The 14,190-nt window shown below is 62.6% G+C and carries 13 protein-coding genes; 12 read left to right on the top strand and 1 reads right to left on the bottom strand.

Annotated elements, in window-relative coordinates:
* The first annotated feature begins 2 nt into the window (after positions 1–2).
* The 12 genes from LAC81_RS22825 (at position 3) to LAC81_RS22770 (ending at position 12,360) form a co-directional block, all read left to right on the top strand.
* A complete protein-coding gene (locus LAC81_RS22825) occupies positions 3–1,082 on the top strand; it encodes an ABC transporter ATP-binding protein (RefSeq protein WP_223729460.1) in 1,080 nt (359 codons plus the stop codon).
* 46 nt (positions 1,083–1,128) lie between these two features.
* On the top strand, positions 1,129–2,238 hold the full coding sequence (locus tag LAC81_RS22820; RefSeq protein ID WP_223729459.1) for an ABC transporter substrate-binding protein: 1,110 nt from the start codon (positions 1,129–1,131) through the stop codon (positions 2,236–2,238).
* Positions 2,235–3,086 (top strand): ABC transporter permease, encoded by an 852-nt coding sequence (locus LAC81_RS22815; RefSeq protein ID WP_223729458.1) that lies wholly within the window; start codon positions 2,235–2,237, stop codon positions 3,084–3,086. Before LAC81_RS22820 ends, LAC81_RS22815 begins: the two co-directional genes overlap by 4 nt.
* A 7-nt stretch (positions 3,087–3,093) precedes the next feature.
* A complete protein-coding gene (locus LAC81_RS22810; protein WP_223729457.1) occupies positions 3,094–3,858 on the top strand; it encodes an ABC transporter permease in 765 nt (254 codons plus the stop codon).
* 260 nt (positions 3,859–4,118) lie between these two features.
* Complete coding sequence (locus LAC81_RS22805; RefSeq protein WP_223729456.1) at positions 4,119–5,300, top strand: ABC transporter ATP-binding protein; 1,182 nt, start codon at positions 4,119–4,121, stop codon at positions 5,298–5,300.
* Positions 5,297–6,211 (top strand): ABC transporter permease, encoded by a 915-nt coding sequence (locus tag LAC81_RS22800; protein ID WP_223729455.1) that lies wholly within the window; start codon positions 5,297–5,299, stop codon positions 6,209–6,211. The genes LAC81_RS22805 and LAC81_RS22800 overlap by 4 nt, the downstream gene beginning before the upstream one ends.
* Before the next feature lie 13 nt (positions 6,212–6,224).
* Positions 6,225–7,025, top strand: a complete 801-nt coding sequence (locus LAC81_RS22795) for an ABC transporter permease (protein ID WP_223729454.1) — start codon at positions 6,225–6,227, stop codon at positions 7,023–7,025.
* Positions 7,026–7,073: 48 nt separating this feature from the next.
* Positions 7,074–8,099 carry an extracellular solute-binding protein gene (locus LAC81_RS22790; protein ID WP_223729453.1) on the top strand — a complete coding sequence of 342 codons (1,026 nt, stop codon included), beginning with the start codon at positions 7,074–7,076 and terminating at the stop codon, positions 8,097–8,099.
* Between the two features lie 39 nt (positions 8,100–8,138).
* Positions 8,139–9,545 carry an aminotransferase gene (locus LAC81_RS22785; RefSeq protein ID WP_223729452.1) on the top strand — a complete coding sequence of 469 codons (1,407 nt, stop codon included), beginning with the start codon at positions 8,139–8,141 and terminating at the stop codon, positions 9,543–9,545.
* A gap of 12 nt (positions 9,546–9,557) precedes the next feature.
* Positions 9,558–10,433, top strand: coding sequence for an N-carbamoylputrescine amidase (aguB, locus tag LAC81_RS22780; RefSeq protein ID WP_223729451.1), 876 nt, complete (start codon positions 9,558–9,560; stop codon positions 10,431–10,433).
* Between the two features lie 95 nt (positions 10,434–10,528).
* Positions 10,529–11,554, top strand: coding sequence for an agmatine deiminase family protein (locus tag LAC81_RS22775; RefSeq protein ID WP_223729450.1), 1,026 nt, complete (start codon positions 10,529–10,531; stop codon positions 11,552–11,554).
* Positions 11,555–11,586: 32 nt separating this feature from the next.
* Positions 11,587–12,360, top strand: a complete 774-nt coding sequence (locus LAC81_RS22770; RefSeq protein ID WP_223729449.1) for a helix-turn-helix transcriptional regulator — start codon at positions 11,587–11,589, stop codon at positions 12,358–12,360.
* A 95-nt stretch (positions 12,361–12,455) separates the two neighbouring features.
* Here LAC81_RS22770 and LAC81_RS22765 read toward each other — a convergent pair whose 3' ends face one another.
* Entirely contained in the window at positions 12,456–14,162 is a 1,707-nt protein-coding gene (locus LAC81_RS22765) for an amidohydrolase (protein ID WP_223729448.1), read from the bottom strand.
* Positions 14,163–14,190 lie beyond the last annotated feature (28 nt).

Genomic DNA, 14,190 nt, shown 5'->3' with positions numbered 1-14,190 from the left:
CCATGCCAGCCCATATTTCCATTCGCAAAGCCTGCAAGTCCTTCGGGACCTTCGAGGCTCTGAGAAACGTCTCGCTCGACATAGAGAAGGGGGAGTTCCTCACCTTTCTCGGTCCTTCCGGTTCGGGCAAGTCGACGCTCCTGAACGCGATCGCCGGCTTCGAACCGCTGACGTCGGGCGCGATCCTAAAAAACGGCGAAGACATTGGCGACACGCCTGCCGACCGACGCAATTTCGGCATGGTGTTCCAGGGTTATGCGCTGTTCCCGCATCTGACCGTCGCCGAAAACATCGCCTTTTCGCTGCGCGTGCGGAAGGTGGCGCGGGCGGAAGTAGATGTGCGGGTGGCGCGCATGGTCAATCTCGTCGGCTTGAAGGGGCATGAACACAAGCGCCCCTCGGCACTATCGGGTGGCCAGCAGCAGCGCGTGGCGCTGGCGCGTGCGCTGGTGTTCGAGCCGGAGCTTCTGCTTCTGGACGAGCCGCTGTCGGCGCTCGACAAGAACCTGCGCGAGCAATTGCAGGACGAACTGGTGGATATCCATCGCAAGACGGGAACCACCTTCCTGTTCGTCACCCACGACCAGATGGAAGCGATGGCCATGTCGGACCGGATCGCGATCTTCGATCGCGGCCGCATCGTCCAGCTCGACCGGCCGGATGTGCTCTACGACGAGCCGAATTCCCGCTTCGTCGCAGAGTTTCTCGGCACGATGAACTCGCTTCCGGTGACCCGGCAACGGGCGGTCGGTGGCGAGCTCCATGCGCATATCGGCGAGTTCGGCGTGCGCGCCGTCCTGCCCGGTGCAGACCAGTTGGAGGGCAAACCCGCCGTGCTCGCCATACGCCCGGAAAAGCTGACGCTTTGCCGCGACCGGCCGAAGGTGGACCACAACCTTTTGCCGATGACCGTCGACGGCGTCGTCTTTCAAGGCGGAACGACCATCGTCAAAGGCACCGCTCCAGAGGGCACCAGCCTGACATTGACGACGGCCCGTGACGCGCTCGGTTTCTCGCCGGCGCGCGGCGAACAGCTCTGGGTGCACTGGGGCCACCTGGACGGACGGGTGCTCGCCGGCTGACGCGCTTCAAATGCATACAAACCAAACAACAACAAGGGGAAATGCAATGAACAACGATCTGAAAGCGGAATGCCTTGAACTCCTGCGGGATGGCCACCTTGCCGGTCGCATTGACCGGCGGACGTTCCTGACGGGCCTCGTCCTGCTCGGCGTCGCACCACATCTTGGGGCCCGATCGGCTCGCGCAGCCGAAGGCCAGTTGGTGGTCACCAACTGGGGCGGCGACGCGGTCGGCGCATTTGAGGCGTCGCTGACCGGCAGCTACGCCGAACAGCAGGGCATTGCCGTCAAAATCGACGGCTCCGGGCCGACCAAGGGTGCGATGAAGGCGCAGTTCGAAAGCGGTGCCGTTTCCTGGGATGTTTGCGACTGCGATCCGGGGGCTACGAAGTCGCTCGGCGAAGTCGGCATGATCGAGCCGATCGACTACAAGGTCGTAGATCGCGAGAAGGTGCAGGCGGGCTTTGCCTACGAATACAGCGTTGCCAACTATTTCCTGAGCTACGTCATCGCCTACGACGCCAAGCAGTTCGGCGACAACCCGCCGAAATCCTGGGCGGATTTTTGGAACGTCGAAAAATTTCCGGGCAAGCGGTCGCTCTACAAGTGGATGTCGGGCTGCATGGAGGCGGCACTTCTTGCCGACGGCGTGCCGATGGACCAGCTCTATCCGCTCGACGAAGAACGGGCGATCCGCAAGCTCAACGAGATCAAGCCGCATATCGTCAGCTTTTGGGATTCCGGTGCCGAGAGCCAGCAACTGATGCGCGACGGCGAGGCGTCGATGGCGCTGTTGTGGCACACCCGCGCCAATCTCGTGGAAAAGGATACTGGCGGCGCCGTCAGCTGGACCTATGCGCAAGGCATTCTGGCACCTTCGGGCTGGGCCGTGATCAAGGGCAATCCGGCGGGATCCGCCCGTGCCATGGACTTCATCCGCTATTGCCAGGATCCGGCTCGCCAGGTCGATCTGCTGCGCACGCTCGGTTGCGGACCGACCAATCCGCTTGCCCACGATCTCGTGCCGGCGGAGCTGAAACGGCTGGATTGCAGCTCGGCCGAGAACATGTCGCAGCAGGTGTTGATGGACATGGACTGGTATGCGGCCCGCGGCGACCAGGCGCTCGAAAAATACCTGGCGATGACCGCGTCATGATGCAGGCGCGTCCGACCGCTATCAGGCGTTTCGCCGGGACCGGATCTCTCGTCATGCTCTGGGCGTTGCCGGCGATCCTGGTCTTTGCCTATGTGCTTCCCTTCGCCGGCGTGACGCTCTGGAGCGCCACCCGGCCCGAACTCGGCTTCGAAAACTATGTCCGCATCCTCACCGGTGCGGACTTCCAAGCGATATTCTTGAGGACTGCCTGGGTATGTCTGGTCAGCACCGCGATCACCATCCCGATCGCCTATCTGCTCGCCTATTACTGGGTGATGGGCAGCGCGACTCGCAGCCGGCTGGTCGAGATCTGCATCTTCATCCCGTTCTGGATCTCGGTGTTGGTGCGCGCCTTCGGCTGGGTGGTGATCCTGCGCAACAACGGCCTTGCGAGCGACGTTGCAAACGCGTTCGGCTTCAGCGGGCTTTCAACCGGCAGGAACGTCTGGTCGGTGATCACGGGCATGGTGCATTTCATGGTGCCCTTCGCGATCCTGCCGATGGCATCCGTCATGCGCAAGATCGACAGGCGGGTGCTGCTTGCAGCCTTGGGGCTCGGTTGCCGGCCGCTCGGCGTCTTCTGGCGGATCTACCTGCCGATGTCGATGCCGGGCGTGTTTTCGGCGCTGGCGATGACCTTCATCTTCTCGCTCGGCTTCTTCGTCACCCCGATGATCCTTGGCGGCGGTCGGGTGGTGCTGACGGCGGAGACGGTGTTCGTACAGATGTTCCAGACGGCCAACTGGGGTCTCGGTGCCGCACTCGGCGTGGTGCTGCTCGTCGTCGTCTTTGCCATCCTCTGGCTGTCGCAGCGCGTCATGCGCATCGAACAACTCATGTCGCGGTAGGGCCGATATGTTTGGAAAATCACGCCTTGGCGGACTTCTCGCCGGTGCAGCCGGGCTCTTCCTGCTGTTGCCGCTTGTTGCCGTCATTCCCTTTTCCTTCACCGCCAAACGCTTCCTGTCTATGCCGGACGGGGAGTACTCGCTTCGGCACTACCTGGCGATTTTCGATCCCGACACCTGGCTTGCAAGCATCGGCACGAGCACGCTGGTTGCACTTCTATCGAGCGTCATTGCAACGGCGCTTGCGGCCGCCTTCGGCATCGGCATCTGGCTGCGCCGGCCGGCGAGCGGGCGTTTCCTGATCGGCCTTGTTTTGCTGCCGATCATCGTTCCGCCGGTCACCTCGGCGGTAGCCCTCTACTTCCTGCTGGCGCAGATCGGGTTGCTCGACACGATCCCGGGGCTGGTGCTCTCTCACGTGGTGATGATCGTGCCGTTCTCCGTCATCGCCATCCTCGGTGCGCTCAGCCGGCTGGACCGGAACCTCGAGCTTGCCGCCCGAAACCTCGGGGCAAGCCAGTTGCAGTCGATTTTCCGGGTGATCCTGCCGAACATCCGCTTCGGTCTCTTTGCTGCCTGGTTCGTCAGCCTCGTCATGTCCTGGGAGGAGAGTTCCGTCACCCTGTTTGTCAGCGGTGTCAACATCGTCACCTTGCCGAAGCGCATATGGGACAATCTGAGGCTCGACCTCGACCCGGCCGTCGCCGCGATCTCGGTCATCATGATAGTGGCAACCACCTTGGTCATTCTTTTCCGAAAGTCGGAATCATGAGGATCGCAGGCGGCCGCCGCTTGCCAATACGGTAGCGAAAGCAGTGGCTTGCGCGTCAAAGACATAATCTGGCTGCCCTCGGCGGCCCCTCCCAGCGAAGGCGGCCAACGGGCCGCCTTCGGCGTTTCGGAGCATCCGAAAACCGCTGCCGTCGGTGGTACCCCCTCTGGGGGACTAACGCCCCCTCCCGACCCCACGCATAGTCCTTTCATGCCGAACGGTATCCGTCCGCTCCCGTCGGCCTCAAGTGGAGGAGAACCATGCAGCGCGCCGTCCTAGAACCCAATCCGACACCGTCCGCCGACAGCAAGGTTGCGCTGGCAAGCAAGTCCGGCTCCCTTCCGGTACAGCATCCAAACAGCGTCGCTGCCGAAGTGCGCAACCTCCGCAAGACCTACAATGCCGGCACGCCGCATGCCCATGAAGCGCTGAAGGACGTCAACCTCTCTATCCGCGCCAACGAGTTCTTCACCCTGCTCGGTCCCTCCGGCTGCGGCAAGACCACCCTGCTGCGCATTCTCGGTGGGTTCGAGATGCTGACCTCAGGCACCTGCCGGATCTTCGGCGAGGATGTCGGCCGGCTGCCGCCGGAGGCGAGGCCGGTGAATACCGTGTTTCAGCAATATGCTCTGTTTCCGCACATGACGGTTCGCCGCAACATCGCCTTCGGTCTGGAAATGCTCGGCAAGCCGCGCGCCGAGGTGGAGCGCACTGTCGAGCGCATGCTCGATCTGGTCCATATGACCGCATGCGCGGATCGCCGCCCGGACACGATGTCCGGCGGCCAACGTCAGCGTGTTGCCCTTGCGCGAGCGCTCGCACCGCAGCCGAAACTGTTGCTGCTCGACGAGCCGCTGTCGGCGCTTGACCTCAAGCTCCGGCAGAAGATGCGGCTGGAGTTGAAATCGCTCCAGCGCGAAACCGGCATCACCTTCATCTTCGTCACCCACGACCAGGAGGAAGCGCTGGCGATGAGCGACCGCGTCGCCGTCATCAGCAACGGCCTTCTGCAGCAGGTCGGCACGCCAGAGGATATCTACGAACAACCGCAAAGCCGCTTCGTTGCCGATTTCATCGGTGAATCGAACCTGATCGCGGCGAGGGTTGCGGGCGCCACCGGCGGCGAGGCGGCTTTCGATATCGAGGGCTTCGGCCAGGTCCATGCATCGACCGCGCAACGTATCGAAGAGCGGCAACAGGTCTGGCTCTCGATCCGGCCCGAGCGGCTTGTCCTCGGCACCTCGCACGACGACGGGCCGCAGGCAACGGTCTCCGACCGGACCTATCTCGGCAATGCGGTCGAATATCACCTGCGCGCCGGCGATCATGCCCTGACCGCGCGGTCTCCGCGCGGCGGCCTGCGCGGCCGGCAGGATTTTGTGCCGGGCGATGTCGTCAGCCTCGGTTTCGAGCCCGGTTCCATCAAGGTGCTCTTGTCATGACCGCCCGGCCTCTCGCTCTGTCCTCGCGCATTCCGCCGGGGCTTGCCCATGCCGGCCTGCTGTGGCCGTCGCTCGGCATCATACTGGCGTTCATGGTTGCGCCGATTGCGATCATGCTCACCTATTCCTTCCTTGTGCCGGGGGCCTATGGCGGTGTCGAATGGACGTTTTCCACGGCAGCCTATGAGCAGATCCTGTTCGAGCGCGATTTCCTCGACGACAGCCTGACGTTTACGCCCGACTACCTGATCATCGTCGCCCGCTCGTTGACGCAGGCAACCGTCGCGACACTTCTCTGCCTCGTGATCAGCGTGCCGACGGCCTATTACATCGCGACGCGGACGGATCGCGTGAAGAACATCTGGCTGTTCCTGATCACGATCCCCTACTGGGTGAACCTCCTGATCCGCACCATCGCGCTTCTGTTCGTCTTGCGCGACGACGGGCCGATCAACACCGCCCTTGTCGACCTCGGCATAATCGGCCAGCCGCTGGCGCTCAGCTACAACGGCTTCGCCATATCGCTGGGGCTGATCTACTCGTTCCTGCCCTTCATGGTGCTGCCGCTCTATTCGGCCTTCGAGCGCTTCGATTTCCGGCTGCTGGAAGCGGCTTACGATCTCTACGCCAGCCGCAGGGTCGCCTTCTTCCGCATCGTGTTGCCGGTCATGCGTCCGGGGCTGATCGCGGGCAGCCTGCTCGTCTTCATTCCCTCCGTCGGCTCCTACCTGGCGCCCGACATTCTCGGCGGCGGCAAGACGCTGATGATCGGCAATCTGATCGGCACGCAATTCCAGGCGGCGCGCAACTGGCCGTTCGGTGCCGCGCTCTCGATGATCCTGCTCACCATCACCCTCATCGTCCTTCTCTGGCTTGCCCGGCGCGCAGCCCAGCAGCAGCAACCGAGCTAAAGAAAGGTCCGCCATGTCCACCGCCCGCTTGCGCGACCTGCGCGTCTTTCCAGGCTTTGGCCTTCTCTCCGTCGGCTGCGTCGTCTTCCTCTACGTGCCGATCGTCGTCCTTGCGATCTACTCCTTCAACGATGGCCGCTCGGTCACCCGTTGGGCAGGGTTTTCGTTCCGCTGGTATCAGACCGTCTTTGCCAACCAGAACATCCAGACGGCTGCCATCAACTCGGTGGTGATCGCCATCATTGCAGCAACCGTCGCCACGGTCTTCGCGCTCGGGGCGGCTATGGCGACAGTCAACCGTAAGAAGGGAGGCGGCGAGGGCGCCTATGTCGTTCTCACCTTTCCGCTGATGGTGCCGGAAATCGTCACGGCGGTCGCCTCGCTGGTCTTCTTCGTCGCGGTTGGGATCAGCCTCGGCTTTGCGACCATCCTGATTGCCCATATCGTCTTCTGCATCCCCTTTGCCTACCTGCCGATCAAGGCGCGGCTCGAAAGCATGGACGCGACGCTGCCGTCGGCGGCGGCCGACCTCTATGCCTCGCCGGCGAAGGCCTTCCTGCGCATCACCCTGCCATTGCTGGTGCCGGGCCTCGTCTCCGGCTGGCTACTCGCCTTCATCATCTCGCTCGACGATTTCATCATCACGGCACTCGTCGCCGGGCCCGGGGCCACGACCCTGCCGCTGCACATCTACGGCATGCTTCGGCTCGGCATGACGCCGGAAGTCAACGCGATCTCGACGCTGATGCTCGCTGCCTCGACCGTTCTGGTGCTGATTTCGGGGCTGCTGGGGCAGGCGGGCCGGAAACACTGACGCCCCGCGAAAACACACGAAAATCAAAAAAGAGAAAGGGAACATCCGATGAAAAAGCCTGCCATCCTTGCCACCCTCTTTGCCTCGACCCTTGCCGCACCTGCCTTTGCGGCTGGAGACCTCTTCATCTACACCTGGGGTGAATACACGCCACCCGAGATGGTGGAGAAATTCGAGAAGACCTATGGGGTCAAGGTCCATATCGACACTTACGATTCCATGGAGACGATGCTTGCCAAGCTGAAATCGGGGGCGGGCGGCTACGATATCATCGTGCCTGGCCACGATACGATGACCATCCTGATCGGCGAGAAGCTGCTCGAGCCGATCAATGTCGCGGCGATGCCGAACTACCAGCATGTCGACGAGATGTGGCGGGACGTCTTCTGGGACAAGGGACGCCTCTACTCCGCGCCGTGGGCCTGGGGCTCGACCGGTCTCGCCGTCGACCGCGATATCGTCAAGGGCGACGACACGTCGCTGAAGATCCTGTTCGAACCGGATGATGCGGTGAAGGGCAAGATCAACATGCTGCGCGATGTCAACGACGTCATCAACATGGCGCTGCGTTACCTCGGAAAGCCGCGCTGCAACGACAACCCCGAGGACCTGAAGGCGGTGCTCGACCTCCTCTCGACGCAGAAGCAATTCGTCAAGAGCTACAATTCCGAGACCAAGGAGCTGCTGGTTTCAGGAGAGGCGGCCGTCTCGATGAGCTGGAACGGCTACGCCATGCGCGCTCGCGATGAGCGGCCGTCGATCGAATACATCTATCCGAAGGAAGGCTACACCGGCTGGATGGACAATGTCGCGGTGCCGAAGGGCGCACCCGACCTCGAGAATGCCAAGCTCTGGATCAATTTCATCATGGATCCGGAAAACGCGGCGATGATCACCAACTACGCTCGCTATGCCAACGGCATCAAGGGTTCCGAAGCCTTCGTCGACAAGGCGCTCGCCGGCGCCCCAGAGCTGAGCCCGCCGGAAAGTGCGCCGGCGCCGGAGTTCCTGACCGCCTGCACGCCCGCCGTCACCAAACTTTATGACCGCGTCTGGACCAAGCTTCTGCGTTGATCCGCGGTAGCCACGCCTCATGCCATACTGGAGAAAACCATGACCATCGTTCAACCCGTTGCATCAGTCGGATCCGACAGGCCGAACAATCGCTCGGCCTTCGAGAAGGACCGCGATCACGTTCTGCACCCCTATACCGACTTCTCGACCTTTGCTGCGACCGGCAGCCAGATCATCGAGAAGGCCGAGGGCGCCTATGTCGTCGACAATGTCGGGCGACGGCTGCTTGACGGCATCGCCGGCCTCTGGTGCGTCAACATCGGCCATGGCCGCCGCGAGATGGCCGACGCCATCGCCGCCCAGGTGATGGACATGGACTACTACAATCCCTTCGGCGCATCGGGGAACGTGCCGGCGGCCGAGCTTGGGGCGCGGCTGGCGGAACTTGCACCCGGCAGCCTCAACCATGTCTACTATACCTGTGGCGGCTCGACCGCGAACGATGCGGCAATCCGCATCGTGCACTACTACTTCGCCATGCGCGGCAAGCCGGGCAAACGCAAGATCATCTCGCGCAACAACGGCTACCACGGCGCAACCTACGTGGCAGCAGCGCTGACCGGCATTCACGGCACCAAATACGGCTTTGCCCAGGTCGGAGAGGACTTCATCCACCACATCTCGGCTGCGGATTGCTACGCGCGTCCGGACGGCATGACGGAGGAAGCCTATTGCGACCTGCTGGTGCGCGAGTTCGAAATGCGCATCGAGCAGCTCGGGGCTCAGAATGTTGCCGCCTTCATCGCCGAGCCGATCATGGGGGCGGGTGGTGTGTTGGTCGCGCCGCAGGGCTATCACAAGCGCATGCAGGCGGTCTGCCGTCGCAACGATATCCTCTATATCGCTGATGAGGTGGTGACCGGTTTCGGCCGCCTCGGCGAATGGTTTGCGTCGGACGCGATCTACGAGACGCAGCCCGATATCCTCGTGTCGGCCAAGGGCATCACATCCGGCTACATCCCGCTCGGCGCAACGCTGCTGTCGGACGAGATCTACGATGTCATCAGTCGCCCTCAGTGCGAGGGCGGCGTGTTTTCGATGGGGCTCACCTATTCTGGTCACCCGGTCGCCTGTGCCGCAGCACTTGCCAATATCGACATCATGGAGCGGGAACGGCTGCTGCCGCATGCCGCGAAAACCGGCGCGTATCTGCAGAAAAGGGCGAAATCGCTGCTCGCCCATGACATCGTCGGCGATGTTCGCGGTGCCGGCCTGATGCTCGGGATCGATCTCGTTGCCGACAAGGCGACCAAGCAGTCGCTGCCGATTTACGAAAAAGCCAGCGAAACCATCTTCCAGGGCTGCGTCGCCCGCGGTGTGGTGGTGCGGCCTGTCGGCAATCGGCTCATCGTATCGCCACCTTTGATCGTCACGGAGGCCGAATGCGACACGATCGTTTCAGCCCTTTCGGAATCGATTGCCGCTTTCATGGCATCCCGTGCTTGAGGAGCATCTGAGATGAGCGAAGTCACGGTCGCAGCGACGCAGATGGCCTGCAGCTGGAACATCGACGAGAACATCGAAAAGGCCGAGGAGCTGGTGCGGCTTGCCCATGAGGATGGCGCCCAGATCGTCCTTTTGCAGGAGCTGTTCCAGACACCCTATTTCTGCCTGGAGCAGACGATCGACCATCTCGATCTGGCCGCCAGCCTCGGCGAGGACCGGGCTGTCAGGCATTTCCGGGCGATTGCGAAGGAACTCGGCGTGGTTCTGCCGATTTCCTACTACGAAAAAGCCGGACCGGCGCAATACAACTCGCTCGCGATCATCGATGCCGATGGCGAGATCGTCTGGAACTACCGCAAGTCCCACATTCCACAGGCGCCGGGTTACGAGGAAAAGTTCTATTTCAGCCCCGGCGATACCGGTTTCCGGGCGGTCGACACGAAATATGCGCGGATCGGCTGCGGCATCTGCTGGGACCAGTGGTTTCCGGAGACCGCCCGGTCATTGGCGCTGCAGGGCGCGGAGCTTTTGTTCTTCCCGACGGCGATCGGCAGCGAGCAGAAGGCCGAGATCGACAGTTCCGGCCACTGGCGTCGCACGATGCAGGGCCACGCCGCCGCCAATATGGTGCCGGTGATCGCCGCCAACCGGGTCGGAAGCGAGGCGGCCGGCGGCAACGAGGCGCTATTTTACGGTACGTCCTTCGTCGCCGATCACACCGGCGCTATCGTTGCCGAGGCGAGCCGCACCGATGAAACCTATCTGACGGCGCGCTTCGATCTCGACGCAATCAGCACCTTCCGGCGCAGCTGGGGCATCTACCGCGACCGCCGGCCGGATCTCTACGGCGCAATCCGCACGCTCGACGGCCAGACGGCGGTCGGCTGACTTTATTTTCGCAAACAATCAACGATGCAAAAGCCGGATCCTGGCGCTGCCGCTGTGTCGCAGGCATCGGGACCGGTTAGGAAAGGTATGAAATCATGAAGAACCAGACACCTCGCGAGGCAGGCTTTCGCATGCCGGCCGAATGGGAGCCGCATCGCCGCACCTGGATGATGTGGCCGTGCCGCCATGAGGTCTGGGACGATATCGCCGCGACCCGCCGCGACTATGCGGCGGTCGCCCATGCGATCCGCGAGTTTGAGCCGGTGACGATGGCGGCACGGCCGGAGGATATCGCCGAGGCGCGCGCCATCCTCGACCCGTCGATCGATCTTGTCGAAGCCGACATCGACGACAGCTGGGCGCGCGATGCCGGTCCCTGTTTCCTGACGGCTAAGGACGGCCGGCGCGCCGGAGCGCGCTTCACGTTCAACGCCTGGGGCGGCAAGTATCATCCGTTCAAGGGCGATGCCGCCTTTTCTGGGGCCGTGCTGGAGAAAGCAGGCGTTGCCGGCTTCGTCTCAAATCTGATCGCCGAGGGTGGCGGTGTCAGCGTCGACGGCGAGGGCACGATCATCACCACCGAAACCTGCTTCCCGAACAGCAACCGCAATCCCGGCTGGAGCCGCGACGACATCGAGCGCGAGCTTCTCGACATGTTGGGTGGCGAAAAAGTGATCTGGCTACCCGGCAATCCGATCGAGGACGAGACGGACGGCCACGTGGATGGCATCGCCGTTTTCGTCGCGCCCGGCGTCGTCCTGATGGAAAGCCCTGGTGAGGGGGGTAACGAAGAGGATGACGAGTGGAACCACTACATCCGCCTGAACCTGGAGGCGATGCAGGGTCAGACCGATGCCAAGGGGCGGCCGATCCGGATTGTCACCATTCCGGAAGCCGTCGATGCGCCATCGGATCATCCGAAGTTCTGCCGTTCCTACGTCAATTCCTACCTCGTCAACGGCGGGGTGATCATGCCGTGTTACGGCATCGAGTCCGATACGGTCGTACGGCAGATGTTCCGTTCGCTGTTCCCGGAGCGCCGTGTGCGTGAGGTCCGGATCGATGCCATTGCCATCGGTGGCGGCGGCATCCATTGCATTACCCAGCAGGAACCGCTTTGATCGTCGAAGGGGATTTGACGACAAGGCGGGGAATGACGGGATTTCCGTTTGAACAGATGACATTGATCGGCAAGGCCGTGGCTGCGATCGGCAGCGCGGCCTTTCCGGATGCGCTGAGGCAGCTTTGCCTCGACGTCTACGGCTTCGACAGCCTGTTCGTCTCGGTCTTCTCCGCCGACCAGCCGCCACTGCAGCTCTATAGCGACCTCGATCCGGAGGCGACCCGGCGCACGATCGGGCCTTATCTTAGCTTCGCCTATCTGCTGGATCCGTTTTACAGCCTCTATTTGGCTGACCCCGGCGATCGGGTGGTCAGCCTCGACGACTGCGCCCCGGATGATTTTCGCACCAGTGAATATTATCGCATGTTCTATTCGGAAACCGGCCTCTACGACGAAATCGTCATGCTGGTCGCAAGCGCCGAGGGTACCGCGATCGCGCTTTCGCTCGGCCAGCGGACAGAGGACTGCCGTCCCGGGCCGCAGGCCCGCGCCCATCTCGACGGGCTGTTGCCTGTCGTCTCCGAGCTTTGCCGCAAGCATTGGCCGCAACCGATCGGCAACCAGGGGCATGGCGAGCCCGCGGCCGATATGGTCTTTGCCACACTGTCGCAGCTGAAGGTGAGCACGCGCGAGGGCGAGATCATCCGGCTCATGCTGAAGGGGCATTCGACCAAGAGCATTGCGCGCATTCTCGGCAACAGCCCGGAGACGGTGAAGGTTCACCGCAAGCGCATCTACTCCAAGCTCAAGATCTCCTCGCAGGGCGAGCTGTTCTCGCTCCTGCTCGGAGGTGCAGGCGGGTAAGGACGCCGCTTTCACGCGAGGGCTCGCGGAAAGCAGAGCCCCGCAACTACAGTCATGACGCCGTGCGTTCATGTGAACGCACGGCGTTTTAGCGTTTAGTTTTCAGAGAACAGGCCTTCCGCGTCATAGACAGGCTCACCTTGCAGAAGCGTCGCTTCGACGGCGGCCTTGCCGATCTCCTTGACTGGGATCTCGAAGATGTCTTTGTCGATGACGACAAGATCGGCGAACTTTCCGGGCTCGATCGTGCCGGTCTTGTCGTCCTGGTTCAGAAGCTTCGCCGGATTGATCGTCATCCATTTGACGGCCGTTTCCACATCCGGCGCGCCATCCTTCTTGCGCTGAAGGGCCGTCTGGATCTTGACGAGCGGTGACAGCTCGTCGGCGTCGAAATCGCTGCTCATCACCACGGTCGCACCCGTCTTCTCGATGCTTTCGGTCGGCATCATGTTGTCGGCGCGATCGCCGATGAACTTGCGGATGAAGTTGTCATATTGCCGGCTGAGCGAGCTTGGCGCCAGCTGGAAATCGGCGACGACGTCATCGTCCTTGAACCTGTGATAGTCGGCCTTGTCGAGCAGGTAGATATGCGTCAGCCGATGCGGGCCGGGCTTCGGGTCGGACTGAGCGATGGCGTCGAGCGCCAGGCGCGCGCCGCGGTCGCCGGTCACGTGATAGTGCAGCTTGAAGCCCTTTTCGGAAAGCACCTTGGAGTAGCGGTCGAGCGTTGCCTCGTCGAAATAGAGGAAGCCGCTGTCAAACCCGTGGTCGATGCCCGGGCCCTGTTTGTAGGGCGCGAGCAGCGCACCGGTGCGCTGCTCGAGGATGCCATCGACATAGATCTTCACCTGATTGAACTTCAGCAGCCGGTTCGGGTCGTTGCTGTAGAAGCTCGCGAGCTTTTCGACCTGCGCGTCGAACGGCAGGTCAGGATAGACGTAGAGCGCATTGGCGGCTCTCAGCGTCAGCGTGTCGTTCTTCTCGGCCATTTCCCAGGCCTTCAGGTGCCCCTGCGGCCAGAAGCCGCCGGCGTCGCTGACGGTGGTGATGCCGCTTTCGGCCATCGTCTTCAGCGTCGGCAGCATGCTCTCGTAGGCAAACTTGACGTTTTCAGGCGTATCCGGAAAGGCGAGGTTGCGCAGCTTCTGCTGGGCGTTTTCGAGCACAATCCCGTTCGGGGCGCCGGTCTTCTCGTCGCGCAGGATGATGCCGCCCGGCGGGTTGCCGTCGATCTTGTCGTAGCCGGCAGCCTCAAGCGCGGCGCTGTTGGCCCAGGCGCCATGGCCGATGTCGTCGAGGATCAGGATCGGCCGGTCGCGGGAAATCTCGTCCAGAACGGCGACGGGATTGTCGGTTTCGTCGAGCAGGTTGGTCATGCTGACGCCCGAGCCGACCACCCACTCGTTTTCGCTCTGCTTGACGCAATCGCGAACGGTGTCTTTCGTCTCCTCAAGCGAAGCGAAGGCTTCGAACTCGCAGAGACTGGCGTTGACCCCGGCCTCGATCAAATGCACGTGGGCATCCTGGAAGCCCGGAAGGAGCATCCGGCCGCCGAGCTTGACGACGTGGGCGTCGGCGCCCGCCTTGGCCAACACGGCCTCTTCGTCGCCTACCGCCGCGATGACCCCATCGTCATCGATCGCCACGGCTTCGGCCAAGGGCGCCGCGGGGTTCATGGTGCGGACCTTGGCGTCGGTAATGACGAGCGTTTCCGCAATCGCGGTGGTGGCGCCGCAAAGCGCCGAAGCGGCCAGAAGCAGGCCGGTCAGCGGTCGCAGCGCTCTCTTGACGTCTCGAGACATGGGGATGCGCCTTTCCTTTCGGTGTTCC

This window comes from Ensifer adhaerens (assembly GCF_020035535.1).
Lineage (GTDB): Bacteria > Pseudomonadota > Alphaproteobacteria > Rhizobiales > Rhizobiaceae > Ensifer.
Note: the sequence above shows the minus strand (reverse complement) of the source record. Positions and strands in the feature narration are given on the sequence as shown.